The organism is Kitasatospora sp. HPM-01-4 (genome assembly GCF_051374625.1).
In the GTDB taxonomy this organism is placed as follows: Bacteria; Actinomycetota; Actinomycetes; order Streptomycetales; family Streptomycetaceae; genus Kitasatospora.
Map to the genome: position 1 here is coordinate 8949174 of NZ_JBPQGP010000005.1, position 24610 is coordinate 8973783.

Annotated in this window: 21 protein-coding genes and 4 pseudogenes; 13 read left to right on the top strand and 12 right to left on the bottom strand. The window is 70.2% G+C overall.

The features are described 5' to 3' along the window. Positions 1 to 403: 403 nt before the first annotated feature. The 8 genes and pseudogenes from ACSMTC_RS38505 to ACSMTC_RS38540 form a co-directional block, all read left to right on the top strand. Positions 404 to 787: pseudogene (locus tag ACSMTC_RS38505) on the top strand (GNAT family N-acetyltransferase); the annotation flags it as partial. 93 nt (positions 788 to 880) lie between these two features. Then, positions 881 to 1324: a 2-thiouracil desulfurase family protein gene (locus ACSMTC_RS38510; protein WP_436564919.1), complete on the top strand. Its 444-nt coding sequence runs from the start codon at positions 881 to 883 to the stop codon at positions 1322 to 1324. Between the two features lie 142 nt (positions 1325 to 1466). Further along, positions 1467 to 1823: an ArsR/SmtB family transcription factor gene (locus tag ACSMTC_RS38515; RefSeq protein ID WP_436564410.1), complete on the top strand. Its 357-nt coding sequence runs from the start codon at positions 1467 to 1469 to the stop codon at positions 1821 to 1823. A gap of 105 nt (positions 1824 to 1928) precedes the next feature. Further along, entirely contained in the window at positions 1929 to 3299 is a 1371-nt protein-coding gene (locus tag ACSMTC_RS38520; RefSeq protein WP_436564411.1) for an MFS transporter, read from the top strand. Between the two features lie 1291 nt (positions 3300 to 4590). Then, a complete protein-coding gene (locus tag ACSMTC_RS38525; protein WP_436564412.1) occupies positions 4591 to 5556 on the top strand; it encodes a transposase domain-containing protein in 966 nt (321 codons plus the stop codon). 189 nt (positions 5557 to 5745) lie between these two features. Further along, on the top strand, positions 5746 to 6096 hold the full coding sequence (locus ACSMTC_RS38530) for a peptidase inhibitor family I36 protein (RefSeq protein WP_436564413.1): 351 nt from the start codon (positions 5746 to 5748) through the stop codon (positions 6094 to 6096). An 84-nt stretch (positions 6097 to 6180) separates the two neighbouring features. Then, complete coding sequence (locus ACSMTC_RS38535) at positions 6181 to 7149, top strand: hypothetical protein (protein WP_436564414.1); 969 nt, start codon at positions 6181 to 6183, stop codon at positions 7147 to 7149. A 243-nt stretch (positions 7150 to 7392) separates the two neighbouring features. Continuing rightward, complete coding sequence (locus ACSMTC_RS38540) at positions 7393 to 7890, top strand: VOC family protein (protein WP_436564415.1); 498 nt, start codon at positions 7393 to 7395, stop codon at positions 7888 to 7890. Positions 7891 to 7991: 101 nt separating this feature from the next. On the opposite strand, the gene ACSMTC_RS38545 is transcribed toward ACSMTC_RS38540, so the two are convergent. The 3 genes from ACSMTC_RS38545 to ACSMTC_RS38555 form a co-directional block, all read right to left on the bottom strand. Beyond that, positions 7992 to 10139: a tetratricopeptide repeat protein gene (locus tag ACSMTC_RS38545; protein ID WP_436564416.1), complete on the bottom strand. Its 2148-nt coding sequence runs from the start codon at positions 10137 to 10139 to the stop codon at positions 7992 to 7994. 6 nt (positions 10140 to 10145) lie between these two features. Further along, a complete protein-coding gene (locus ACSMTC_RS38550; protein ID WP_436564417.1) occupies positions 10146 to 11351 on the bottom strand; it encodes a hypothetical protein in 1206 nt (401 codons plus the stop codon). Positions 11352 to 11806: 455 nt separating this feature from the next. Beyond that, positions 11807 to 12850, bottom strand: coding sequence for an RNA ligase family protein (locus ACSMTC_RS38555; protein ID WP_436564418.1), 1044 nt, complete (start codon positions 12848 to 12850; stop codon positions 11807 to 11809). 155 nt (positions 12851 to 13005) lie between these two features. On the opposite strand from ACSMTC_RS38555, the gene ACSMTC_RS38560 reads away from it, so the two are divergent. Then, on the top strand, positions 13006 to 14220 hold the full coding sequence (locus ACSMTC_RS38560) for a threonine synthase (protein WP_436564419.1): 1215 nt from the start codon (positions 13006 to 13008) through the stop codon (positions 14218 to 14220). A gap of 49 nt (positions 14221 to 14269) precedes the next feature. Here ACSMTC_RS38560 and ACSMTC_RS38565 read toward each other — a convergent pair whose 3' ends face one another. The 4 genes from ACSMTC_RS38565 to ACSMTC_RS38580 all read right to left on the bottom strand — a co-directional run bounded on the left by ACSMTC_RS38565 (position 14270) and on the right by ACSMTC_RS38580 (position 16704). Further along, positions 14270 to 14674: a hypothetical protein gene (locus tag ACSMTC_RS38565; RefSeq protein WP_436564420.1), complete on the bottom strand. Its 405-nt coding sequence runs from the start codon at positions 14672 to 14674 to the stop codon at positions 14270 to 14272. Positions 14675 to 14785: 111 nt separating this feature from the next. After that, entirely contained in the window at positions 14786 to 15400 is a 615-nt protein-coding gene (locus ACSMTC_RS38570) for an ABC-2 transporter permease (protein WP_436564421.1), read from the bottom strand. Beyond that, complete coding sequence (locus tag ACSMTC_RS38575) at positions 15397 to 16299, bottom strand: ABC transporter ATP-binding protein (RefSeq protein WP_436564422.1); 903 nt, start codon at positions 16297 to 16299, stop codon at positions 15397 to 15399. Before ACSMTC_RS38575 ends, ACSMTC_RS38570 begins: the two co-directional genes overlap by 4 nt. Positions 16300 to 16317: 18 nt before the next feature. Then, a complete protein-coding gene (locus tag ACSMTC_RS38580) occupies positions 16318 to 16704 on the bottom strand; it encodes a GntR family transcriptional regulator (RefSeq protein WP_436564423.1) in 387 nt (128 codons plus the stop codon). Between the two features lie 211 nt (positions 16705 to 16915). On the opposite strand from ACSMTC_RS38580, the pseudogene ACSMTC_RS38585 reads away from it, so the two are divergent. Together ACSMTC_RS38585 and ACSMTC_RS38590 are read left to right on the top strand one after the other, a co-directional pair. Then, positions 16916 to 18318, top strand: a pseudogene (locus ACSMTC_RS38585) (IS1380 family transposase). 367 nt (positions 18319 to 18685) lie between these two features. Next, positions 18686 to 19330, top strand: a complete 645-nt coding sequence (locus ACSMTC_RS38590) for a hypothetical protein (protein ID WP_436564424.1) — start codon at positions 18686 to 18688, stop codon at positions 19328 to 19330. A 113-nt stretch (positions 19331 to 19443) separates the two neighbouring features. On the opposite strand, the pseudogene ACSMTC_RS38595 reads toward ACSMTC_RS38590, so the two are convergent. Then, positions 19444 to 19782: pseudogene (locus ACSMTC_RS38595) on the bottom strand (hypothetical protein); the annotation flags it as partial. 303 nt (positions 19783 to 20085) lie between these two features. On the opposite strand from ACSMTC_RS38595, the pseudogene ACSMTC_RS38600 reads away from it, so the two are divergent. Beyond that, positions 20086 to 20286 (top strand): annotated as a pseudogene (locus ACSMTC_RS38600) (YciI family protein); the annotation flags it as partial. 115 nt (positions 20287 to 20401) lie between these two features. Here the strand turns inward: ACSMTC_RS38600 and ACSMTC_RS38605 are convergent. From ACSMTC_RS38605 to ACSMTC_RS38615, 3 genes are all read right to left on the bottom strand, one after another. Continuing rightward, positions 20402 to 20968: a TetR/AcrR family transcriptional regulator gene (locus ACSMTC_RS38605; RefSeq protein ID WP_436564425.1), complete on the bottom strand. Its 567-nt coding sequence runs from the start codon at positions 20966 to 20968 to the stop codon at positions 20402 to 20404. A gap of 137 nt (positions 20969 to 21105) precedes the next feature. Beyond that, entirely contained in the window at positions 21106 to 22497 is a 1392-nt protein-coding gene (locus tag ACSMTC_RS38610; protein ID WP_436564426.1) for an amidase, read from the bottom strand. Beyond that, the gene (locus tag ACSMTC_RS38615) at positions 22484 to 22693 is read right to left on the bottom strand and encodes a hypothetical protein (RefSeq protein WP_436564427.1); all 210 of its coding nucleotides are present in this window, start codon (positions 22691 to 22693) and stop codon (positions 22484 to 22486) included. The genes ACSMTC_RS38610 and ACSMTC_RS38615 overlap by 14 nt, the downstream gene beginning before the upstream one ends. Positions 22694 to 22902: 209 nt before the next feature. On the opposite strand from ACSMTC_RS38615, the gene ACSMTC_RS38620 reads away from it, so the two are divergent. Next, entirely contained in the window at positions 22903 to 23802 is a 900-nt protein-coding gene (locus ACSMTC_RS38620; protein ID WP_436564428.1) for an MBL fold metallo-hydrolase, read from the top strand. Positions 23803 to 23878: 76 nt separating this feature from the next. Here ACSMTC_RS38620 and ACSMTC_RS38625 read toward each other — a convergent pair whose 3' ends face one another. After that, positions 23879 to 24565, bottom strand: coding sequence for a response regulator transcription factor (locus ACSMTC_RS38625; RefSeq protein ID WP_436564429.1), 687 nt, complete (start codon positions 24563 to 24565; stop codon positions 23879 to 23881). Positions 24566 to 24610: the final 45 nt, after the last annotated feature.

The window sequence follows — 24610 nt, forward strand, 5'->3', positions numbered from 1 at the left end:
GTCAGGCCCGGGTGCCGACGTGGTGCCTCACAGCCGCGTGAAGTATCCGTTCGTCCTGGTCGACGCGGTCACGCTATGGGTGCTGCCGGCGGTCGGCTACCCCGTCCTCATCCGCTGAGGGCGGGGCGCGGCGCTGATGACCGGGCGGGACACCTCGCGCGAGACGCGGTACGCCGCCGCCGAACAGGCGCTGCCCCTGGACGAGGAGTGACGGGTGGAGGCCGTAGTCTGGTCGCGCTTCCGGTCGGAACCGTCGAGTCCGCAGTCGCGGGTCCGAGTGCCGGTCGCCTGCCCGGCGCCTGGCCCTCGAAGCCGTGACCGGCCCCGACGCGCACTCGTCGGGCCTTCAACGGCCCGTACTGGAAGCCGAGTTGGACCTGATGCTCGAAGGGAAACGCAGTCTGTGACCACCCACGACCTCACCATCACCGAGGCCGCATCCGACGACCCGAGAATCCTGCGGCTGGTCCGCGACCTCGACGCCGACCTCGCCGCCCGCTACCCCGACGAGCCCTGCACCGGCGGCGCCCACATCCACCCGGACATCCGCTTCCTCCTCGCCGAGACCGGCGACCGACTCGTCGGCTGCTGCGCCATCCAGCCCTTCCCCGACGGCGCGGCCGAGCTCAAGCGCATGTACGTCGCGCCCGACGCCCGAGGCCTCGGCATCGCCACCCGGCTGCTGGCCGAGGCCGAGCGCATGGCGGCCGATCTCGGACACCCCGAAGTCCGCCTGGAGACCGCGGTCCACCAGCCCGAGGCCATCGCCCTCTACACCCGCTCCGGCTACACCCCCATCCCCAACTACCCGCCCTACCAGGACAAGCAGCTCAGCCGCTGCTACGCCAAGGCGCTGGCGCTGCCGGCAGCCGGGCCGACCGTGGAAACGATCCTGCTCAGCGCATGCCTCAGCGGAGTGCCGTGCAGGTACGACGGCAGGGCCAAGGAGTCCGCGTTCGCCACCGAGGCCGCCGAGGGCAAGCGCGCGGTCCCCTTCTGCCCCGAGACGGCAGGAGGACTGGCCACTCCGCGGCGCCCGGCCGAGATCATGGGCGGCGATGGGGACGACGTCCTGGACGGCCGCGCCCGGGTCGTCGACGACCAGGGAACCGATGTCACCGAGGAGTTCGTCGAAGGCGCCCATCGGGCTCTGGCCGTCGCTCGCCGCACCGGCTGCACCGGCGCCGTGTTGACGGCCCGCAGCCCTTCCTGCGGCTGCGGAGAAATCTACGACGGCTCATTCGACGGAGTTCTGCGCCCCGGCGACGGTGTGACGGCCGCCCTGCTGCGGCGCCATGGAATGGACGTGCGCGCCGCACACTGATCAGTCCGGTAGCGACGGCGCGGTCGAGCGGGCGGGGGAGTGCGGCCGGACGCCGTTCGCTGTTGTCGGGGGCCGGCGGTGAGGCGGTCACAGACCTCCATGGGTGCACGCGTGCGCACTGGTCCGGCTCTACGATGGTCGGATGAGCACTAGCACCGGCGTGGCAGATGCACAGAGTTCGCAGCAGCGGGGCGGCAACGAGCGGCTGGATGTCGCCGCGTCGGTCCTGGCCCTGCTCGCCGACCGTACTCGGCTCGCCCTCCTGGAGAGGCTCGGCCGGGGGGAGGCCGACGTCACCACCCTCACGGAAGCCACCGGCGCGGCCAGGCCCTCGGTCAGCCAGCACCTGGCCAAACTCCGCCTGGCCGGCCTGGTCGCCACCCGCAAGGACGGGCGCCGGGTCGTCTACTCGCTGCGCCATGGCCACCTGCGCCGCCTGGTCGACGAGGCGTTGAACGTGGCCGACCACCAGATCGGTTCACTGCCGCCGCACGACTGACCCGAGTCCATCGCCCGGTGGCGTCCTTCCGAAATCAATATGTGCACACATGCGCACGCGATTACTATGATGTGAGGGTCATCCCACGCTGACCGGGACGGGGCCATGCTGTCCGTACTGCGCAACCGCACCTACCGCCACCTGTTCACCGCCCAGGTCGTCGCGCTGGTCGGTACCGGCCTCGCGACCGTGGCGCTGTCCCTGCTGGCGTACGACATCGCCGGGGCTCATGCCTCGGCGGTGCTCGGTACGGCGCTGGCGATCAAGATGGTCGCCTACGTCGCCATCGCGCCGGTCGCGGGCGCGCTCTCGGGGCGGATACCGCGGCGGGCACTGATGGTCGCGATGGACCTCACACGCGCCGGTGTCGCGCTCACCCTGCCGTTCGTCACCCAGGTCTGGCAGATCTACCTGACGGTCTTCCTGCTGCAGGCGGCGTCCGCGGCGTTCACCCCGACCTTCCAGGCCACCATCCCCGAGGTGCTGCCCGCCGAACGCGACTACACCCAGGCCCTGTCCATGTCCCGGCTCGCCTATGACCTGGAGAGCCTCTTCAGCCCCGCACTCGCCGCACTGCTGCTGACCGCGGTGCCGTACGACTGGCTGTTCACGGGCACCACGGCCGGCTACCTAGGGTCCGCGGCCCTGGTCGTCTCCGCCGTGCTGCCCAAGCCGGCCCCGGTGGAGCGGACCGGCGGTCTCTACGCCAAGGCCGTGTTCGGCTCGCGCCTGTTCTGGGCCACCCCGCGCCTGCGGGCCCTGCTCGCCCTCGACCTCGCGGTCGCCGCGGCCGGCGCGATCGTCTTCGTGAACACCGTGGTCGTCGTCCGCGACCACTTCCACCGGCCCGCCGGAGCGGTCTCGCTGGCTCTCGGCGCCTACGGTGCCGGCTCCATGCTGGCCGCGGTCCTCCTGCCCCGGGTACTGGTCCGGATGAGCGACCGCGCGGTCATGCTGCCCGCCGCGTTCATCCTGCCCGCCGTGCTGGCCGGTGTCGCCGCGCTGACCGCCGGTGCGGGCTCCGCCTGGTCCTGGGCCGCTCTCCTCGCGGCGTGGGCGCTGATCGGCGCCGCCTGCAGCGCGGTCCTCACCCCGGGCGGGCGGGTCGTCCGCCGCTCCGCGGCCGACGAGGATCTGCCTGCCGCGTTCGCCGCCCAGTTCTCCCTCTCCCACAGCTGCTGGCTGCTGACCTACCCCCTCGCCGGATGGCTCGCCGCGGGCGCGGGCCTTCCCGTCACCGCCGCGGTGCTCGGCGCCGTCGCCCTGGCCGCCGCGACGGGAGCGACCGTGCTCTGGCCGGCCGGCGACCCCGCCCGACTCGACCACCTCCACACCGAGCTACCCGCCGGCCACCCCCACCTCGCCGACGCCCACCACGCCGACGGCGGCTGGCACCACGGCCATCACTACGTCATCGACCAGCACCATCGGACCTGGCCCAGGCCGGCACCGAGCCGCCCGGCCGCCGCGCGGTAGCCGGGGGGCACGCAACCAGCCCCACGACGCCGAACGCGGCGTGCCGGAGACACCGCCATAGCGGATCAGGTCAAGTGCGCGCATTACCAAGGGCGGTGGAGTGAGCGCTATCGACACGGGGCGATCCTCCCGGCATGGTTGGTACGCATCTCCGAAGCTTCGAAGGCCGATTGAAGGGGATACATGATCAGCAAGCGGGCTGCTCTCGTCCTCACCACCGCGTACCTCGGCATCACAGGTCCTGCGGTCGGCGCCCCGGTGACGCCGAGGGCCTGCTGCGCCCGACCAGGCCGGTGCCGCGAGTTCACCGCGGGCGGAGGAACTCTTTGAGGCCGCACCGAACACCCCACTCCGTCCGGCTCGTCCAGGCGGCAGGCAGGACGGATCGAGGGCCGGTTGCGCCTGTTCCGGTCAAGAGGAGGTCGCGCACCGTGTGTTGGCGACGGGTGAAACCGGTTCCGGATCACTTTCCACCCTGAGCTGACAGGCGGTCATAACCGGCCCGCCCCGGTCGAAACCGCGGTCGCGCGGTGAGGACCACGCGCCCGCGCCACAGGTCCGGGCCGATTCGGCGGTCGGTCACCGCCGGGTGGTTCCGGGATCGCGGATCCGTCGCTTCCGACGTGTCGCAGCGGCATGTTCCCGGGCGGCGTTCGTCGGGCAGGTCGCCGGGCCGGGCTTCCGGCCGGGGCGCCGGAGTCCGTGACCGCATGCCGTTGTGCGGACGGTCGCGCTGATGCCCGCAGGACGGGGCCGGTGGTCGGCCGGGATCCTCAACGCGGTGGTCGGCCGCTCGGCCCAGGTGCGGCTGAGCCGGGCGGTGTCCGGCCCGGCGTCGAAGAACCCGCGCGTACTCGGGATCGACGAGTTCGGGCTGCGCCAGGGGCACGTCCGCGGCACGCTGCTGATCGGTGTGGAGCCTCATCGACCCGGTCCCGGACCGGTGAGCCGTCACCCCGGCCCTCCGGCTGACCGAACGCCCCGGCGTCGGGGCCGGCTGCCACGGCCGGGCCGGCGCCTGTGCGGAAGGCGCCCGTCCCCGGGGCTCCGAAAGATCCGGAACCTGTTCAACCCGTCGCCGACAGAGCCGAGGTTCCGTTGGCCGTCCAGCCGGGCGGCCGCTACCAGGGTGCCTGGTGAGCCGGCGGCCCGAGCCACCGGGGCCGACCCGGTCCGGCTGACGACCGCCTGTTCCAGCACGGCATGCCGGAACGCACCACGGTCGTCGACGGACCGCTGTCCTGGGCGGTACCGCACCATTCCACCCAGACTCGTGCGTAAGGGAGTCACTATGGTCTTCTCCACCGATAACACCGGAATCGGCCTGCTGCTGTGCAGCTATCCACCCGCACTCGTCGACGAGGCCGTGGCCTCCTGCGGGCGGACCGAGCAGCGCCGACGTCTGTTGTCGGCACGGCTCATGGTCTACTTCGTCCTCGCCATGGCGCTCTTCTCTCCCGCCCCGTACCTCGACGTGATGAGCAGACTGACCGCGGGAATCCGCCGAGGCGGACTCTGGGGGGACGAGCGGTTACCGAGCGGCGAGCACCTGCCGAGCAAGGCGAGCATCTTCCAGGCACGCGAGCGACTGGGATCCGCGCCGTTGCGTGAGCTCGTCCGGTTGGCCGCCCGGCCGGTCGCGAGTCCCGGCATCCCGCGCCCGCGCTGGCGGGACAGACCCCTGATGCTGGTGCAGGAGCAGGTCATGGAGCTGCCGCAGGGCACCGGTCTCGGTTCCACGTTGAGGGTGGTCGCACTGGTCGAGGCCGGTAGCCGCGCGATCGTGAACGTCGTGCTCGGCGAGGCCGGGACAGAGCGCGCGCTATTGCGTTCCACGCCCCCGGGCACGTTGCTGATGGTGGCCGGACGCCCGCTCACCGACGACCTGTTACGGGCCGCGGCGGAGGTACGCGCGGAGATGGCCTGGCTGGCGCCCACAGGATGGCGGCGACCTGAGACCCGCCGATGGCTGCCGGACGGCTCGTACCTGACGGCCATGGGCGGCCGGCGGTTGCGGGTCGTCGGATCCGGGCTGGTCACCACGGAACTGGACCACGAGCTCGCCCCGGCCGCCGAGTTGCTCGCCCTGGACGCGGTCACCGCCGGCGAACACGAGCTGCTCCGAGGCGTCATGCTCGGCTCCGAGCGGGAGAGGGGCCCGTTGATCAGCAAGACCGCGGAGGGCATCCGGCAGGAGGTGTACGGACGGCTCCTGGTGCACCATGCGCTGGGCGGAATGCCCGAATGCATCCCATAGGCGCAGCGTCACACCGAAAGGCGGAACTCGTGGTGATAGTCGAGCTTCATGCGGAACGTCTGGCTGTCTCCATACGCTAACCAAACGGCGTTGCCCGGCCCGAATGCCGGTGGGTAGCGTTCTCGATGCCAGCGGGGAGACCCGCATATGGGCAGAACAGCCGAGTACGTCAACGAAAGAGGAGAACCAATGCGCATCAAGCACGTTCTCGCGCTCGGTATCGCCGGCGCCGCGCTCACGACTATCGGCGCCGCCGGTGTCGCGTCCGCGGATCACGTGACCCTGTACGAGAACTCGAACTACGCCGGCGGGACCGTGGACGTGTACGGCAACGTCCCCAACTTCGCGGGCTGGACCTTCAGTAACGGTGACGCGGTCAAGAACAACGCCGCCTCCGCCTACAACTGGGGCCCGGGTGCGGCCAGCATCTTCTACAACTCCAACTACGCCGGCAGCTCGGACTACCTCGCCCCGAACTCCGGCGAGAACCGTCTCGGCTACACCTACAACAACAACGCCTCGCTCTGGTTCTGGAGCTAGCAGCACCGAGGTGGCCGACCGGGGCAGCTTCCCCGGTCGGCCACCTGCCGTGTCATCGTCCAGCCGGATGAGGAGTAACCAGGCATGTTCGGCCGTTCCCCGCTGTCCCGTCCGCTCGCCGCAGCCGTCGGCTCCTGCGCCGCACTGGCGGCGATGTGGGCACTTCCGGGATGCTCCGCCGCCAGTGCCGACAGCACCGGTGCGCCGGCGCCGTCCCCGGCCCCGACGACCGTGGAGAGCGCCGACCTGCGTCTGCCGATCGCCGACTACATTCCGTCCCAGGCCGACGAGACCCTGTACGGAAAGGCCGCGCAGGCCCTTCTGCAAGAATGCATGAAAGGGTACGGTCTTTCGTTCCCCGGCCATTATCTCGGGCCGAAGAGCGCGCCGGCCACGATCACCGAGATGCGGTACGGAGTGACGAGCTCGGCGCAGGCGAAAACCACCGGATATCATTTCGGTCCGGCCGATCCCGGATACCTCGACTTCACGCCTCCGCCGGATCCGCCGGAGAACACCGAACAGGGCTACCAATTGGTCCTGAAGGGGAACGGAACCCCTGGAAAGAACGACGGGACGCCTACGGCCTATCGCTCGATGACGGTCCCGGCGGGTGGTTGCATGGGGCGGATGACGGAGAAGCTCTCGGCCGGTGCGACCTTTTTCGGGGAGGCCGACCTGGTGAAGCAGATCAATTCCGAGGGATTCTCCGGGGCCATGAAGGACCCCGCGGTCCAGGCCGTGTTCAAGGACTGGTCGTCGTGCATGGCGGGCAAGGGGTACCACTATGCGACGCCGATGGACGCGGTGAACGACCCGGCGTTCGCGGGGCCGAAGCCGGCGCCGGGCGAGCAGCGGACGGCCCAGGCCGACCTGGCCTGCAAGGGGCAGTACAACGTGGTGGGCGTCTGGTACGCATCGGATGCGAACCACCAGCGGGCCCTGATGGCGCAGCACGCCGGCGAGTTGCGGACCATCAAGGTGCAGATGCGGCAGCAGGCCGCGGTGGCGGGCGAGGTGTTGGGGTCCGCGTCCCCCTCGCCCTCGGAGTGAGAGCGCGTGACGATTCCTCCCCGATCCGGTGAAGTCGCCGTAGTGGAACGGTCGGCGGTGCTGGGCAGAGTACGCATCGGTGATTCCCCGGTTTCCCGGGTGCGTTTTCCGACACCGATGGCGGAACACCGGCACAGGGCCGCTGGTGCCGTGGTGGACCCGCTGGCGCGTCGGATGTCCGGTGCCGTCGGGCATCCGTGAGACCGTCGGTAGCACCGTTGTGTCGGCTGCTGGGAGGTCCCGATGAACACGCCCGCTACCGGTTTCACCACCTGCCTGTGGTTCGACGGCCAGGCTGAGGAGGCTGCCGCGTTCTACGTGTCGGTCTTCCCGGATTCCCGGCTCGGCCGGACGACCCGTTGCACGGAGGCCGGCCCCGGACCGGTCGGGTCGGTGCTCACGGTCGAGTTCGAGCTGGCCGGCCAGCGTTTCCTCGCACTGAACGCCGGACCGGAGTTCAGGTTCAACGAGGCCGTCTCGTTCCAGATCCCGTGCGCGGAGCAGGCGGAGGTGGACCACTACTGGGACCGGCTTTCGGCGGGCGGGCAGGAGATCGCGTGCGGCTGGCTGAAGGACCGGTACGGCCTGTGCTGGCAGGTGGTGCCGACCGTGCTGCCGGAGATGATCGGTGACCCGGACCCCGTGAAGGCCCGGCGGGCGACGGAGGCGATGATGGCGATGACGAAGTTCGACATCGCGGCGCTGCGGAAGGCGTACGAGGGTGAGCCGGGCGGCAGTTAGACTCCGGCGCCACCGGGGACATGGGCACCCCTGCCGATGACTGCTTTCGACCAGGTGGTGCCGGTACGGGCCACCGGGTACCCGGGTACCGGCACCCCTGGTCAGCGGTGGCACCGCGCGCGCCGGGCCTCCAGCTCCGGTTCGTCCGCACCCGGCAGGGTGAGGGCTCGGTCGAAGTCGGCCAGGGCGAGGTCCGGCAGACCGTCGGCCTGGTACGCGATACCGCGGTTGAGCAGCACGTCGGGGTCGTCGCCGACCAGGTCGAGGAGCGTGGTCAGATCCTTCACCGCGGCCTGGTGGCGGCCCTGTTCGTAGTGGACGACGGCGCGGTTGAGCAGGGCGGCGGGGTAGTCCGGATCGAGGCCGAGGGCCGCGTCGAGCGCCTCGAAGGCCTCGGTGAGCGCGCCGCGCTGCAGCGCGACGGTTCCGCGCATGCACAGCAGCCGGGGCTCCTGGGGCCGCAGTGCCAGGCCGGCCGCGACATCGGCCGCGGCCGCATCGAACTCCTCCAGCCCGAGCAGGAGTTCGGCACGGGCAAGGCGGGTGTCGGTGTCCTCGGGTTCCATCTCCAGGACGTAGTCGAAGTCGGCCAGCGCGCCCTTGGTGTCGCCCGCCTCGGTCCGGGCCGTCCCGCGGTTGTAGTAGAGCTCGGGGAACGGCGGAGCGAGTTCCACCGCGCGGTCGTAGTCGGCCAGCGCGGCCGCGAAGTCGCCGCGTGTGCGGTGGATCCGGGCCCGCTCGGAGAGGTAGTCGGTGTAGTAGGGGTCGAGATCCACCAGCGTCGAGTAGTCGGCGAAGGCCTCGTCCAGCCTGCCGGTGGCCGTCAGCAGGCGGGCCCTGTTGTACAGCAGCTGCGAGCGGTGCAGCCGCCACTGGTCGTCCGTCAGCCTGGCGTCGAGCCGGGCCATGCAGGACTCCACCAGTTCCAGTGAGCGGTCCAGGTTGCCCCGGTGCATCTCCACCAGGGCCAGGCCGTTGTCGTGGAAGACGCTGAAGGTGAGCCGCTCGGCCGGGTCGGGGAGGATGCCCGCGATCGCGACCGCGTTGTTCTGCCAGCGCAGCGCCAGATCGTGGTCGCGGGGCTGGAGGAAGCGGGTGTGCAGCATCGCGATCGAGTAACTGGTCATCATGTGGACCTTGGGGTCCGTGAACCGCTGGATGACGTCGAGGTAGAGCTCCATCGACTGCGCCGTGCGGTTGAGCGGGATGCAGGCCGCCGCCGCCTGCTGGGTGAACTCCCAGTAGTCGTGCTGGTGGACGCCCGGATCGGTGACGGCCCGCCCCCGCAGACCGAGGTCGATCACCGCGGCCGAGAAGCCGACCTCGACGCAGTGGCGCTGGGCGGCCAGCAGGGCGAGCCGGCCGGCTCCGGAGGGGTCGCTGCCGTGTTCACGGTGGTACGTCAGGGCTCCCACCCGCAGGCCCCAACTCGGCGCGGACCGCTCCAGCTGCTCGGCGCGCAGGTCGTGCAGCCGCGCGCGCAGCTCCGGTGCGGCCTCCTGATAGGCGAGCAGCTCGGCGGGGTCGCTACCGGTGCAGTCGCCCTGGACGTAGGCCTCGGCCAGCTCGGCCGCTTGGCGCGCGGAGCCCGGCGTACTCCGCTGGGGACCGCTCTGCTCCGGCCCGCTCTGCTCCGGCCCGCTCCGTTCCGGCCCGCTCTGCTCCGGCCCGCTCCGTTCCGGCTCGGCGTCGAACCGCTCGGCGTACCCGGCCAGCGCCCGTTCCAGCTCCTCGGGCAGCTCGCCCGGTGACGTGCAGACCGCCACCCTCAGCTGCCCGGGGTCGGCGCGGCGCAGCAGCAGGGCGAGGAACTCCTGGGTGGTCGGCTCCGCCTGGTCCACCTCGTCGAAGACCAGGTACGGCGGGCGCTCACCGCAGGACCGCAACTGGCGGGCGTGGTCGAGCAGGAAGGAGACGACACCCTGGCTCATACAGCGGATCATCCCGGAACCGAAGAACCGGGTGCGCTCCTCGAAGGAGGACTCGATCGCCAGCGTCCGCGGCGCGGGACCGATCAGGTCCGTCAACTCCGGTATGCCGTAGAGGAGTTCCATCCGGTGGAACTCCACCAGAGCCGGCCAGCGGCGGGCCGCCTCGGGCAGCACGGCGCGCAGCACGGTGTCCACACCGGTGTACGGACCGCGCAGCCGCCGGTGGCAGCGGGCCACGACCGTGGCGTCCCCGTCGCCGGCGGCCACACGCAACCGGGCTGCCGGGCTCTCGCTCATGATCCTGCGGTGGCTGGCCATGTCGGTTCACCCTTCCATCGGGGCGGTCGGAGACGGGGAGAGTACGGACGAAGGCTCCGGAGTGGTCCTGCGGCGTTGCTCGCGGCGCTTCTGCCGGGAGAGCACGATCAGGGCGACGGCCTGGGCCGCGTTCAGGACGAGGGACAGCAGCGAGTCCCAGAAGTGGGCGTCGACGCGTCCGGAGCCGAGAGCGTGGGTGGCGATCCGCAGGTAGCCGACGGTGACCGGTACGCTCGCGAAGACCGTGATCGCCGCCAGTACGCAGAAGCCGAGCAGGATGAACGGCCCGTAGAAGGCGCCGACCCGGCGGTCCTGTTCACTCCACCGGCTCTCGTCGACCTGCCGCTCCGGGCGGCGCAGCAGCCGCCAGATCCGGTTCCTCAGCACGGCCTTGCTCGCGTCGTGCAGGTCGTAGCAGCGCAGCGCGGTGGCGAAGACGTAGTACAGGTCAGTGCGCAGGTACAGCTGGAACTGCCAGCAGATCCGCATCACCACGGTGAAGCCGAGCGCCAGGCAGACCCGGCCGGTCAGCGAGAAGCCGCCGTCGTGGTGGCGGTCGGCCGCGGCGATCAGGCCGAGGGCGGCCAGTACCACGCCGTCGCAGACCATGCCGGCCAGGAACGGCAGATAGCGCTTGCGGCGCTCCACGCTCATCAGGCCGTTGGTCTGCGTCTCGGCCACGATGTAGGTGAGCCGGTTGCTCAGCCGCAGCCTGGTCGGCAGGCCCAGCCGGCGGCCGGCCAGGATGTGGAAGCCCTCGTGGGCCAGCAGCAGCGGGACCTGGCCGAACGTGATCACCAGCTGGACCGCGAGCAGCGACCTGACGAAGAAGATCTGCGAGGGGGCGGGGCGCAGTTCGCCGTGGCGCGCCACGGCCAGCAGCCAGAACACCAGGACGGCCAGGTAGCAGAGCCAGGCCACCGGGGAGAACACCGCGTGTGCCAGCCGCTGGAAGCGGACCGGCGCGGCGGGGGAGACCTCCTCGGCCCCGGCCTCGCGGACGAATCCCAACTCGCGGATCGTGGCGACGAAGTCCTCGACGTCGACCGGTTCCTCGAAGGTCTCCTCGTACCACGCGGCCGCCTCGTCCAGCGGCATCCCCTCGGTGAGCCGTCTGAGCAGCTGCGCGCCGTCGGCGGGGAAGACCGCGTAGGAACCGGTGTCCAGCCGGCCGACCAGGACCTCGTCCTCGCCTTCTGGAACAAAGCTCAACTCGTGTACCGCAAGGGTCGGTTCGCTCACAGCGCTCCAAAGCCTCGGATGAGCAGCTTCGCCCGGTACTCCGGGTGCCCGGGTGCGCCGGAGGGGATCCGGTGCACCCGGGCGGTACTCACGAAGTCACCGTCAGGCGGCAGCGTGGTACGGGCACTGGCACGCGGCCGAGGTCAGGCGCACGTCGCCGGTCCGGCGGACGGTGATCTTCTTGGCGGTCTTCTTCAGTGCAGCAGTCGACTTCATCAGAACCTCCCTGCTCGCTGTTCTGCCCGGTCAGGCGGCCGAGCGGGGACAACCCTGCCGCTGCGGCAGGTGGCGGTCAATAGAACTGACATAAGCCCAGATGAACGTGAATGATCAAAAGCAGTGCCATAATTCACGTGAGCTGCTGCTCTTCGTCTCCGGAGCATTCGAAAAAATCATGATGCTCTCGTGGTCGCCACGGGGAGGAATCATGTACGGGCGGTGCGGCGGTCCTCCGCGTCGAACACCGCAAGGGAGCGCGCACCGGGCCCGAGCGCTCGTTCCAGAGCGCGCAGGATTGCGTCTTCGAGTCCTCCCAGGGCTTCGGCGAGCTCTTCCGCCACGTCCCGTGTGATCTCCTCCGCCACGGCGTCCACGGGAGTGCGCGGTCCCAGTTTGCTCACCGCGGCGGCCGCACGGGCGGGGGTGAGGAGTGCCGATGCCTGGACCAGGAGCCAGGCGGGAACCCCGGCCGCTCCCTGTCGCGGTGCCAGATAGGGACGAGCGCCGTCGAAGCGCTCGTCCTCGGCGAAGGCCTTCTGCTTCACCTTCACCACCGGCCGCGGGTGGGCGTCCGAGCCGCCCGTCTCCTGCCATTCACCGGCCGGCTTGAGCACATAGCCCTCGGCGAGGTTGCCCACCAGCTCGGGAAGCCCGAAGAGGCCCGGGACCTTGCTGGGAAAGGCGCAGGGCAGCTCCTGGAGGCCGGTCAGCGCGCCCCGCCCGAGAACGGGAACACAGATGAGCCCGGCGGCGGCCGCGGCATCGCGCAGAGCTCGGTCGGAGAGCCACCACCGGTCCCCGTCCCTCTCGACCGAGGCGTCGAACGGCAGCCAGCACAGGCCAGGCGAGTACCACACACCGGTCTGAACCGGCTCGACTCCGGCCACCGCGGGAACATCCGGATGCGGATAACAGCCGCCGGCCAGCTCGCCGTAGACCGTCACCACCGCGGAATCGCCCCACACACCGCGCACCGCCGAGGCGAAACGGGCCGCCGCCACCGACAGCACCGGCCACACCCTGCTCACACCGAAGAAACCGTCCAGCGCATCGTCGCCCAGCAGCTCACGCCGCTTCGCCGGATGGACCCCGGTGCCGTCGCAGACCACGGCGAAGTGCGCCCCGTGCACCTTCTCCACCGCGATCCACTCCCGGCCTCCGGATACGGCACGCCGCTCCCTCGCGGCGATCTTGGGATAAGGCCGCAGAGCGGAACCCGTAGACACAGTGTCGGACACAGGGGAGATCATCGCGGTGCGCCCGCCCCCGGGCAACAGGATTCGCCGTGACGACTCCGGAATGCTGTGTGAGGACTCGGCGATCCGGGAGCGGATCAACGCTCCTTCTCCGCTCGCTCCGGCCCGAGCACGGTCATCGTCGATGAGCAGATCGATAGGCTCAACCCATGGCAGCAGAGCGCTCTTTGGCAATCCTTCAGCGATCGCTGGGCGATCCCGCCGTCAGCTATGCGCTGTGGCCGCCCATGACCAGCGGATGTCCGAGAACCAGTACCGACGACATCTCCTACCCGGTCGAGGTCGACTACGCCTACGACCGGGCCGACCCCGCCGTCTTCGCCTCTCCCGGCGCAGCGGCGCGGGGCAACGGGCTGGACCGCTGGGCGCCGCTGCTTCCGCCGCTGGCCGCGCCGGGGCTGGGTGAAGGCGGCACGCCACTGATCGAGATCGAGACCGGAGTCTTCATCAAGGACGAGTCGCGAAACCCCACCTGGAGCCACAAGGACCGGATGAACCGCTGCACCGTCAGCGCCGCTGCCGCCATCGGGGCCCCGGGCGTCATCGTGGCCTCGTCCGGCAACCACGGGGCGTCCGCGGCCGCCTCCGCGGCCCGCGCCGGCCTGCGGTGTGTCGTCATCGCGGGCCCGGAACCACCCCCCGCCGTCGACGCCTTCCTGAACGCCTACGGCGCGGTGGTGCTGCCGGTGCCCTGGGAAGCGAGGTGGCCGTTGATGCGGCAGATCGTCGACCGGACGGGCCTGCACCCGGTCAGCAACCTCACCACCACCCACACCGGTCACGCCTTCGGCCCCGAGGGATACAAGACCATCGCCTACGAGATCCACCAGGACATCGGCGTCCCCGCGGCCGTGTTCGTCCCCACCGCGTACGGCGAGCTCATCTTCGGAATCTGGAAGGGATTCACCGAACTCCGGCGGCTCGGCCTGACCGAGCGGCTGCCGCGGATGTACGCCTGCCAGCCGGCCGCGGCCGCGCCACTCGCCAAGGCGATGCGACAAGGCGCACCCGCGGCACACGTCACCGTCGAACCGACCGAGGCGTACTCCATCGTCTCCCCGGTCAGCGGCTACCGCGGCGTGGTCGCCGTCCAGGACAGCGGCGGCCGCGTCCTCGAACTCAGCGAGGCGCAACTCGAAGCCGCCCACAAGTCCCTTGCTCGCAACGGGCTTTGGACCGAGCTCTCGAGTGCCGCCTCACTCGCCGGACTGCGCACGATCGAAGACCCCGGCGGGCCGGTGGTCTGTATCTCCACCTCCAGCGGTTTCAAGAACCGCGGCGTCGGCTCCCGCACGACCGAGACGATCACACCGGAATGGGACGAGGTGCGCCGCAGACTGCACGCGGCGGGGATCCGTAGCTGAGTCTTCGCCCGGGTCGGACCCGACCGCGCCTACCGTGCCGCTCGGCGCGCTACGCGAAGCGGGATTCGGTGAGGCTGAGAGACCAACCGCGACGCCTCCCGTCCCGGATCGGCACCCACCAGATCCACAGGCCGAGCAGCGCCACACCGAGGCCCGCCGCGAGGGAGGATCCGATCCACGCCTTTCCCCCGCCCGGCTCGAAGAGATGATCCCTGCCGACGTCGACGGCCGGGAAGGACCTTCCCGTCTGCATGACCGAGCGGTCGATGTCCATCGACAGGTGGGCACGTGTGAGCCGGAGGTCCGTGGAGACGAAGTCACCCAGCGCGGTGCAGTTCGGGTTGTCGCCCGTACCGCACTGGACCTCCCGGACCGTCCAGGTGCCCGCCACGCCGTGTCCGAGGTGAGCGGACCAGGCCGGCAGCGTGACGGTGAACAGCCCCCACACCAGCATGTAGCAGACGCCTGCCCCGAAGGCGAAGCGCCAGAAGAAGGCGACGGTCTCTCCGAGACCATGCGAAACCCCGGCTGCTGGCCGATCTCGCTGGCGGCGGCCCGAGTCGTGCTATGCCTGTGGCCTTGGCGCGTGCGCCGCCAGGGCCGCGGACGTCACTATCGCGGCCGCGCCGGCCGCCCAGAGAAGCGGCAGCCAGACCTGGATCGACGCGATGGTCAGATGCAGCCGGAAGACGGTCAGCATGATCAGCGCCAGCGGCAGCGTGGTGCCCAGCACGCTGATTCGCGCGTACCCGAACCTGATCAGCAACGGGAACTGGATCGCGATGTTGACCGTGAACAGCGCCCAGGACAGCGTCAGCAGTGTTATCAGGGTACGACCGCTGAGCGGCACGCCGTCGGCCTGCGCGAGGAGAACGGTCAGAGCCGAACCTGTGGTGACGGTGGCGAGAAAGCTCGCCAGGGCCCAGGCGTAGTGCCCGAGCAGCACCGTGCGGCGCGGCACGGGCAGGACGGCGTACAGCGTTTCCAGGCCCGTCTTGTCGGCGACCACGAACGGGTGGACGGCGACCAGCGGGGCGAGCAGCAGCGCGAGCGCCGGTACGAGACCGACGGGGTTGCGGGCGAGCACCAGGACCATTAGTCCGAACACCAGGAGGCCCTGGGTCCTGTACGGTGCGACAGTCCGCAGGTGCAGCACGGCCATGCGGGCGACGGCGGTCATGCGATCCCTCCGCGGTGACCGTTCCGGTGGGTAGCCGGCTTCATGGACGGCGATCCGATGTGGATGGCGATCTCCTCGAGGGTGGGCGCCTCGACGAGGACGCCCCCGCCGAGAAAGTCGGCTTCCTCGGTGCGTACGAGAGCTTCCGCCCCGGTCGAGGTCCGCCGGGCGCCGATAAGCTCGACGCCGACGAGGTCGCTCAGATCGTCCGGGCCGCCGCGCACGACCCGGTAGGCCTCCAGGATCTCGTCCTTGGGTCCGGTCCGGACGACTCGGCCGTCATGGACGAGCGTCAGGTAGTCGCCGATGCGGTCCAGGTCGGAGGTGATGTGCGTGGAGAACAGGACACTGTGCCCCTCGTCGAGCAGGAAGTCCCCAATGATGCCGACGAGTTCGTCGCGGGAGACGGGGTCCAGGCCGCTGGTCGGCTCGTCGAAGACGAGCAGCCGCGCCCGGTGCGACAGCGCCACCGCGATCATCAGCTTCATCGCCATGCCACGGGACAGGTCCTTGACCTTCGCCTGCAGATCGAGGCCGAACTCCTCAAGCAACTGCCGGTAGCGGTCGCCGTCCCAGCGGTCGTAGAAGGGGCGCAGGGCGCGTTCGACCCCGGCCAGCCGCCAGTCGCCGACGAGGTAGGTCTGGTCGACCACCACCCCGACGTCCTGGCGCAGCGCGACCGGGCCGGGCACGCGGTGGCCGAGCAGTTCGATCTCGCCGGTGTCGATCCCGCGCATGCCCAGCAGGCAGCGGATCGTCGTGGTCTTGCCGGCGCCGTTCGCGCCGATGAGGCCCATCACGTAGCCGGTGGGCAGTTCGAAGCTCACATCGCGCAACGCGAAGCCGTTGCCCACGTCGGCGCCCACGCCACGCAGGGTGAACGCGAGATCGTTGTGCACTGATGGATCCTCCTGATCTCAGGCGTGTTCGTGGTCGGCCTGCATCAACCCGTCCAGGATCCGGATCAGATCCTCGCGGTCGAGGCCGGCCCGCTGGGCGGCGTCCAGGGCGGTCTGCAGGCCTTCCTCCACTTGGCGCAGCAGTTGCTCGCGCACGAGCGCCGAATCCAGCGGCAGGACGTAGGCGCCCTTGCCGGGGACTGTGGCGATGAACCCCTCGGCGGCTAGCTCGGCATAGGCGCGGGTGGTGGTGATGACACTGATCCGCAGATCACGAGCGAGGGCGCGCACCGAGGGCAGGGCGCCGCCCTCGGCGAGTTCCCCCGACAAAATGGCCGTGCCGATCTGCTCTTTGATCTGCTGATAGAGCGGCAAGCCAGAACTGTTGGACAACACCACCCGCATGACGGTCCCTCCGTTCCTCTCCAGCTGTATATGTACACTATAGACAGTCGGAACGGTAGTAGCGCGAACGTGCTGCCGCCGCCGTTGCCGGTGGGTCCGATGTCGGGTGTCGCGGTGTCCGTATCGCGACCGGAACGCGAAAGAGCCTTCTGAGCTGGGACCATGCGGCTTGTCCAACGCCTCCGTCGGCCAGCAGGAAGGCACTGTCTACGTGCACACCACCGGGTCACGCCCCCGGCTCGTCGTCTCCACCGACGGGCGCGGGGTTGTCAGCCACGCCGGATCCCGCCTGCTAGCCGATCTCGCCGACGTCACCGGCCTCGCCAGTGCCTTCAGCGATGCTCTGCGTCGGCTTCGTCCGCGCGGCACCGGCCACGAACCGGGCCGGATCGCCGTCGACCTGGCGGTGATGCTCGCCGACGGCGGCGAGGCGATCGCCGACCTGGCCCTCCTGCGCGACCAGCCCGAAGTCTTCGGATCGGTCGCCTCCACCCCGACCGCCTGGCGGCTACTGGCTGGCATCGACCCGGCCACGCTCAAGGCGTTGCGCGCGGCCCGCGCCGCCGCCCGCGAGATCGCCTGGCTGCAAGCTGGCGAGACCCGCGACGGCATCCCCGCTTCTCACGCAGGCGGACGCGAACTGCCAGGCCTGGTCCTCGACATCGACGCCACCCTGGTCACCTGCCACTCCGAGAAGGAGAACGCGGCGCCGACTTACAAGCACGGCTTCGGCTACCACCCGCTGCTGTGTTTCCTCGACAACACGGGCGAGGCCCTGGCCGGTGTGCTGCGGCCGGGCAACGCCGGGGCCAACACCGCCGCCGACCACATCGCCGTGCTCGACTCGGCGCTCGCCCAGATACCCGACGCCCACCGCTACGGCACCGAGATCCTCATCCGCGCCGACGCCGCCGGCTCTGCCAAGACCTTCCTGGCCCACATCCGCGCCCTGGGCTCGCGCGGCGTCCGTGCGTCGTTCTCGGTCGGATGGTCCATCACCGAGCCCATCCGCCGGGCGATCCGCCACCTGCCCGACCAGGTATGGCATCCCGCCCTCGAACAGGACGGCTCCTTGCGTGACGGTGCCGAGGTCGCCGAACTGACCGGACTGGTCGACCTGCCGGGCCTGCCCGAGGGCACCCGGATCATCGTGCGCCGCGAACGCCCGCACCCCGGCGCCCAGCTGTCCCTGTTCGACCTGGACGAGGGCATGCGCCACCAGGTATTCCTCACCGACACCCCCTACGGCGAGGGCTCCCTGCAACTGCTGGAGGTCCGCCACCGCGCGCACGCCCGCATCGAGGACCGGATCCGCTGCGGCAAGACCACCGGATTCGGCCGTTTCCCCTCGCGCCACTTCGCCATCAACGCCGCGTGGCTGGAGCTGTCCCTAGCCGCAATCGACCTGCTTGCCTGGACTCACGTCCTCCTGCTCGACGGAGAGTTGGCCACCGCCGAGCCGAAGAAGCTCCGCTACCGGCTGCTGCACGCCGCCGCGCGCATCACCCGCGGCGCCCGCCGACTACACCTGCGGTCGCCGCCACCTGGCCCTGGCGCCACGATCTCGTCACCGCCTTCACCCGACTGCAGGCCTTGCCCCGACCCATCACCTGAACCGATACGACAACCCTGCCCACCCGCGACCCGAGGACCCCGGAGACACCGGCCGCCGCATCGGGCACTCGGCATGCCCAGCACTCACAGCCGATCATCCGACCGCCGCCCACACCATCAATTCGACTCAGCCGATCCCAACCGAAACGCGGAGGCTAGTACTCCAGCTGTAGATCGCGATCAGGACGCGCTGTCCAAGATCAGGAGGAACCTCACGCCGGCTTCACTGTGCAACTAGACACTCCACACGATGTGTTGGAGACTCTGGTCAAGCGATGGAGCTCGCACTCACCCGGCTGGCCCGAGCACATGTGAGCTGTCGTGCGGACTAACGGCGGCCCAACCGAGGCCGCCATCGGGGGGAAGCATGCTCAAACTCAGCGAAAGCGCCTTGATCCGGATCAGGAAACTCCTGTCCAGCCGCCTCGTAAAGCTGGCCGCGACTCTGACGGCGGCGCTCGCGCTGCTGCTGGGCACCACCGGCACGGCAAGCGCTGCGATCTACTGGGACAACCCCAGCATCCAGATGGTCAACCAGGCCACCCAGCAGTGCTTGGCAGGTGAATACGCAGATCTGGGCAGCAGCGGCGTGACGGTGCCCGGGTGCATGGCTAGAGGCACCAGCTGGATCCGGCTGGAGAGCGCGCAACCGGACGCTAATGGCAGCGCGCGCGTCCAGATCATCACCAACGGCCCCAGCGGATCGCTGTGTCTGGGAGTCGCGGGCCAGGGCCCCTCTCAGATCCAGGGTTCGATCGGTACGCGTTGGGAAACCTGCGAGGTCGGTGGCAACAACTGGGATCAGGTCTGGACCATGATCACCGCCGCTCCGGCGCAGAACGTTGGAAACCCTGCGGGGCTGGAGCACTTCATCAACTTCCACAACGATACTTACAACGTGTGCCTGGACGGCGGCATCGGTGTCTACGGCTTCCCTGGCGGCTGCGTCAACAACTGGCAGGTCTGGAACATCTACACCAACCAGACTTCGGAAGCCTGGCGAGGGTACTAAAACCGTACGGCCTTGAGATGAGCGATGCCCTCCCCAGCAGGATCCGGGGAGGGCATCGCTCATCTCTGTGTCTGCCACGTCCCACGCTGCGAATCCAGCATGGAGGGTGTCCGCTAGTACGGCAGCTGTAGATCTTGATCTTCATGGTTGTTGGCAGCCTGCCGCCGGTAGTGGCAAGCGCGGGCGCGTGCTTGGTATTGGCGTCGCCATACTGACCATCGCAGCCGGTGGGCGGGGTCGCGGACGGGTTGCGGAAGCAGGACGGTGAACAGGCGTCGGATCTCGGGGCAGGTCAGCGGGGCGAGCTTGGGAGGCGAGTCGCTGAGGGTTCGTTCGACGACGGCGGTGATGGCGAGGAAGGCCTGCGCGAGCATGGCCAGCGTGGTCCAGCGGTGCCAGGAGTTCCAGCAGCGGACCTGGCGTTCGTCCAGTCCGGCCAGGCCCTTAGCCGTAGTAGAGGCCGTACGCCCGAATCGCTCCACCGGTCATGCCATATGCATTACCGGTGACACGGTGCGACACGCCTTCCGGGCCGTTCCTCCAGTCCCGTCATGAAACGTCGCCAGTGTGGCGCTGTCGCAGTTGATGGCGGCCCACTCGCAGCCCTCCAGCTTCACAGCGCGGAGACCACCTTCAACATGCTGACTTGACAGGGAATGCGTTGGAGTATGTGGCATGGCAGCATTCCGCTCACGCGCTCGGGTAAGGGGCCGGCGTCTGGGTGCCAAGCGTGGTGGAAGGCCGGCCCTGTTCTCGCCGCCGACCTCGCCGTGCCGGCCGACCGGGACGAGCTGATCGCCTACGGGCCGCTGCTCTCCGACAACGGTGCCGCCTGGCTGGGCGCGGCGGTGCTGCTCCGGGCGCCGGACCCGGACACGGCACGCGCCATCCTGACCCAGGGCAGGTACGCCGACGTCGAAGTGCACGACTGGCGGTTCGGCGGGCGGCCGTCATGACCCGGGGACGTCCGGCCGTCGTTTCCGCCGATGTCCTTCGGATTCCTCGGCATCCTCCGGTTTCGCGGGGACCCGCGGATGCGTCGGCCTGACGCATGCCGGTGGCCCCGTGGGTTCACGCCGAACCCGGGTCAAGGAGCTCGGCCACGAGCCGACGCGCGTACGCGGTGTCGAGCCCGGCCGGGCGGAAGAGGATCCGGTACATCAGGGGGGCGACGATGCGGTCCATGACCGCCTCGACGGCGGGAGTTTTCTCCTCGCGGGCGATCGCACGGGCGAGAATGGCGTCGACCTGTTCGGCCGCGTAGGCCGAGCACTGGCCGGCGTTGCCGCCGTCCGGGTCGCCGAGCAGAGCATCGCGGATGTAGGCGCGGCCCGAGGAGGACGCCATCTCGTCGAGGAACTGTTCGGCCCAGGCCGTCAGGTCGGACAGCAGGTCACCGCAGTCCTCCGGCGCCGTGTCGGGCCGCAGACGCTCCACCGCGACATCCGATAGCAGCTCCTGCAGGTCACCCCAGCGGCGGTAGATCGTCGAGGGGGTGACTCCTGCGCGCTGGGCGACCAGCGGTACCGTCAGCGCGTCGCGGCCTGCCTCCGACAGGAGTTCGCGCACAGCGGTGTGCACCGATGCCTGGACCCGGGCGCTGCGCCCGCCGGGGCGCACCATCTGTTTACGGCTCATGGGACCACCCTAAAGCACATTCCTTGCGTTTAGCGGGCCCGTCCGGCCTCGCTGTGGGCATCCGGTCCTCGTCCTCTCCGGAGTCGCACGGGGTGTGGGTCGGGCCGGATGGTTCCGGCCCGACCCACGCACCACTCTCAGGCCACCGGCGCGAGCGCTCGGGCGGGCTGGGTCTGCTCGTAGGCGTGACCGACCCGCAGCAGTGTGCGTTCCCCGAGGGGCCGGCCGAGCAGCTGCATGCCGATCGGCATGCCCGCAGTGTCGTGGCCGACCGGGACGGACAGAGCGGGCACCCCGGTGATGTTGGCCGGGGAGGAGAGACGCACGTAAGCGTCGGAGATGCTCTCGGTCGTGCCGTCGGGCCAGGTGGTCGTCTCCTCGTCGGCCTTGACCGCGGTCATCGGCACCGTCGGGGCGGCGATCACGTCGACCTCCTCCAGCATGCGGGCCCACTCGCGCTGCATCAGCGTCCGGGAGCGCTGGGCGCGCAGGTAGTCCCCGGCGGTCATCAGCTCGCCGGCTTCGAGGAGGATGCGGACGTCCGCCTGGTACAGCTCGGGGACCGTACGCAGGGTGCCCTCGTGGTAGGCGGTGGCTTCCGGCACCATCAGCCCCCACTGGGTGGCCTTGATGTAGCGGGTCATCGGGATGTCGATCTCGACGAGCTGTGCGCCGAGTGCCTCCAACTGCCCGATGGCGCGCCGGACGGCGGCCTCCACCTCCGCGTCGACGTGGTCGAAGTAGTAGCTGCGCGGCAGGCCGACGCGCAGCCCCGTGAGGTCCGTGTCCGCGCCCGGCCGGTAGTCCACGGCGGGGGCGGCCAGCGAGGCGGGGTCGCGCGGGTCGTGCCCGGTGAGGGCGGTCAGGACCAGGGCCGCGTCCTCGACGGTTCGGGTGATCGGGCCGACGTGGTCCAGCGACCAGGACAGGGACGTGACGCCGTGGCGGGGGACGAGGCCGTAGGTCGGCTTGAGGCCGACGACCCCGTTGAGTGCGGCGGGCACGCGGATCGATCCGCCGGTGTCGGTGCCCAGGGCGAAGGTCGCCGTGCCCGAGGCGACGGCGACGGCGGACCCGCCGCTGGACCCGCCGGCGACCCTGCCGCGGTCCCAGGCGTTGCTGGTCTGCGGGGTGGTCAGGCCGTAGGCGAACTCGTGGGTGTGCGTCTTGCCGAGCAGGACCGCGCCGGCGGCCCTCAGGCGCGCGGCGACCGTGCTGTCGGCCTGCGCGCGGTGGTCGGCGCGGACCCGGGAGCTGGCCGTGGTGGCCGATCCGGCGACGTCGATCAGGTCCTTGAGTCCCATCGGGATGCCGTGCAGCGGCCCCCGGTAGTAGCCCTGAGCCGCTTCGCGCTCGGCCTCGCGCGCCGCCCGGCGCGCCCGCTCCGCGGTGACCGTGACATAGGCCTCGAGGTGCGGCTCCACCTGCTCGATGCGGTCGAGGACGGAGTCCACCAGCTCGACGGGGGACAGTCGCCGGGCCCCGATCGCCTCCGCGGCGGCGGCGAGGGACAGCTCATACGGCTGCATCGTGCTCCTCCTCTCCCGCGCGGTAGGCGCCGGCGGGCGGGGTGTCCCCGAAGTCCAGTTCCCGCAGGACCGCGACGACGGAGTGGATGTGGTTGGCGGTGGCCGCGACCGCGGCATGGCGGTCGTCGGGCAGTGGAAGACCGGCACGGGTGGCCCAGCGGGCGGCCTCGGGCGGTGTGAGTTCAGCGGAGGACATGGATGTTCTCTCCTGCGTCAGGGGTGGAGCGGTGGAGCACCCCACGCCAAAAGCTAACGGTTTGCTTTAGATCGACTGTAGGTTCTACGGTGACTTAAAGCAAACATGTTGCGTTTGCCGGGAAGGAGTCAGAGCGGCCCCGTTCCACCCCGCAGACGAGCACCTCCGCTGAAGAGAACAGCTGAAGAGAACAGAGGAAGCAACCGACCATGCAGACCTCCCCCGCCAGCTCCGTCCCCTCCTGGACCGTGGGCGACGTCACCGTCCACCGCGTCGACGAGATCCTCCTGCCGCCCGCGACCGGACCGTGGCTGCTGCCCGACGCCACCCCCGAGGTGGTGACCGGCCAGGACTGGCTGCACCCCCACTTCGCCGACCACGAAGGCATCCTGCACCTCGACAGCCACAGCTTCGCGTTGGTCGTGGACGGGCTGCGCGTACTCGTCGACACCGGCATCGGCAACGGCAAGGAGCGGGCCAACCCGGCCTGGCACAACCTGCGGACCGACTTCCTGGAGCGTCTCACCGCCGCCGGTTTCCCCCCGGACTCCGTCGACCTGGTGATCCTCACCCACCTGCACGCCGACCACGTCGGCTGGAACACGCGGGAGGCGAACGGCGAATGGATCCCCACCTTCCCCAACGCCCGCTACCTCACCTCCCGCACCGAGCGGGAGTTCTGGGCCGGGTACGACATGGAGGAAGCGCGCAAGCAGATGTTCCGCGACTCCGTGATCCCCCTCGAGCAGGCGGGGCTGCTGGACGCGATCGACGTCCCGGTCGAGGGCCTAGAGATCGCCCGGGGCCTGCGCCTGATCCCCACGCCCGGCCACACCCCCGGCCACATCGCCGTCGAACTGACCAGCCGGGGTGAGACGGCACTGATCACCGGCGACTGCGTCCACCACCCGGTCCAGCTCGCCCACCCGGCCATCGGCGCCTGCGTCGACATCGACCCGCGGCAGTCCGAGGCCACGCGCCGTAAGCTGCTCGGCTCCCTCGCCGACACCGGCGCCCTCCTCCTCGGCACCCACTTCGCGCCGCCCACCGCCGGCCGTGTGATCACGCATGGGGACGCCTACCGGCTGCAGCCCGTCCCCGCGGCCTGACCGGCTGCCCTTCGCTCCCGCGCGGCCACCCGCCAGGCCGGCGCCGCCGAGCTGACGGCGAACGCGGCCCGTTTCCCTACCGGGAGCCGGATGCGTCTCGTACCGGGCCGTCGATGCGGTAGCCGTGGCCAGGCACCGTCTCGATGACCGGGGGCTCGCCGAGCTTGGCGCGGAGTTTGCTGAGGGCCACCCGTACGGCGTTGGTGCGGTAGCTGGTGTGTTCCTCCCATACCTGCTCGATCAGGTCGTCGCCGCTGACGACCGCGCCCTCGGCGCGCATCAGCACTTCCAGTACTCCGAACTCCTTGCGGGAGAGCGCGAGGTGGCGGCCGTCCCGGAAGGCCTGGCGGCGGGCCGTGTCCAGGGTGATGCCCGCACGTTCGAGCACCGGGGGCAGGGCCGGGTGGGCGCGGCGGCCCAGTGCCAGCACCCGGGCCAGCAGTTCCTCATAGGCGAACGGCTTGGTGAGGTAGTCGTCCGCGCCCAGGTCCAGGCCGTCGACGCGGTCGCGTACGGAACCCGCGGCGGTGAGCATCAGCACCCTGGTCAACAGCCGCTGTTCGACGACGCTGCGGCAGACCTCGTCCCCGTGCACACCGGGCAGGTCACGGTCGAGAACGAGCACCTCGTAGTCTCCGAGGCGCAGCCGATCCAGCGCGTCCTGGCCGTTGTGGACCACGTCGACGGCCAGGGCGTCGCGCCGCAGCCCCTCGGCGATCATCTCCGCCAGGAATTCCTCGTCCTCCACGATCAGTACACGCATGTCATCAGGTGTACCTGAAGACGACCTTTCGGCGTTGTAAAGGTC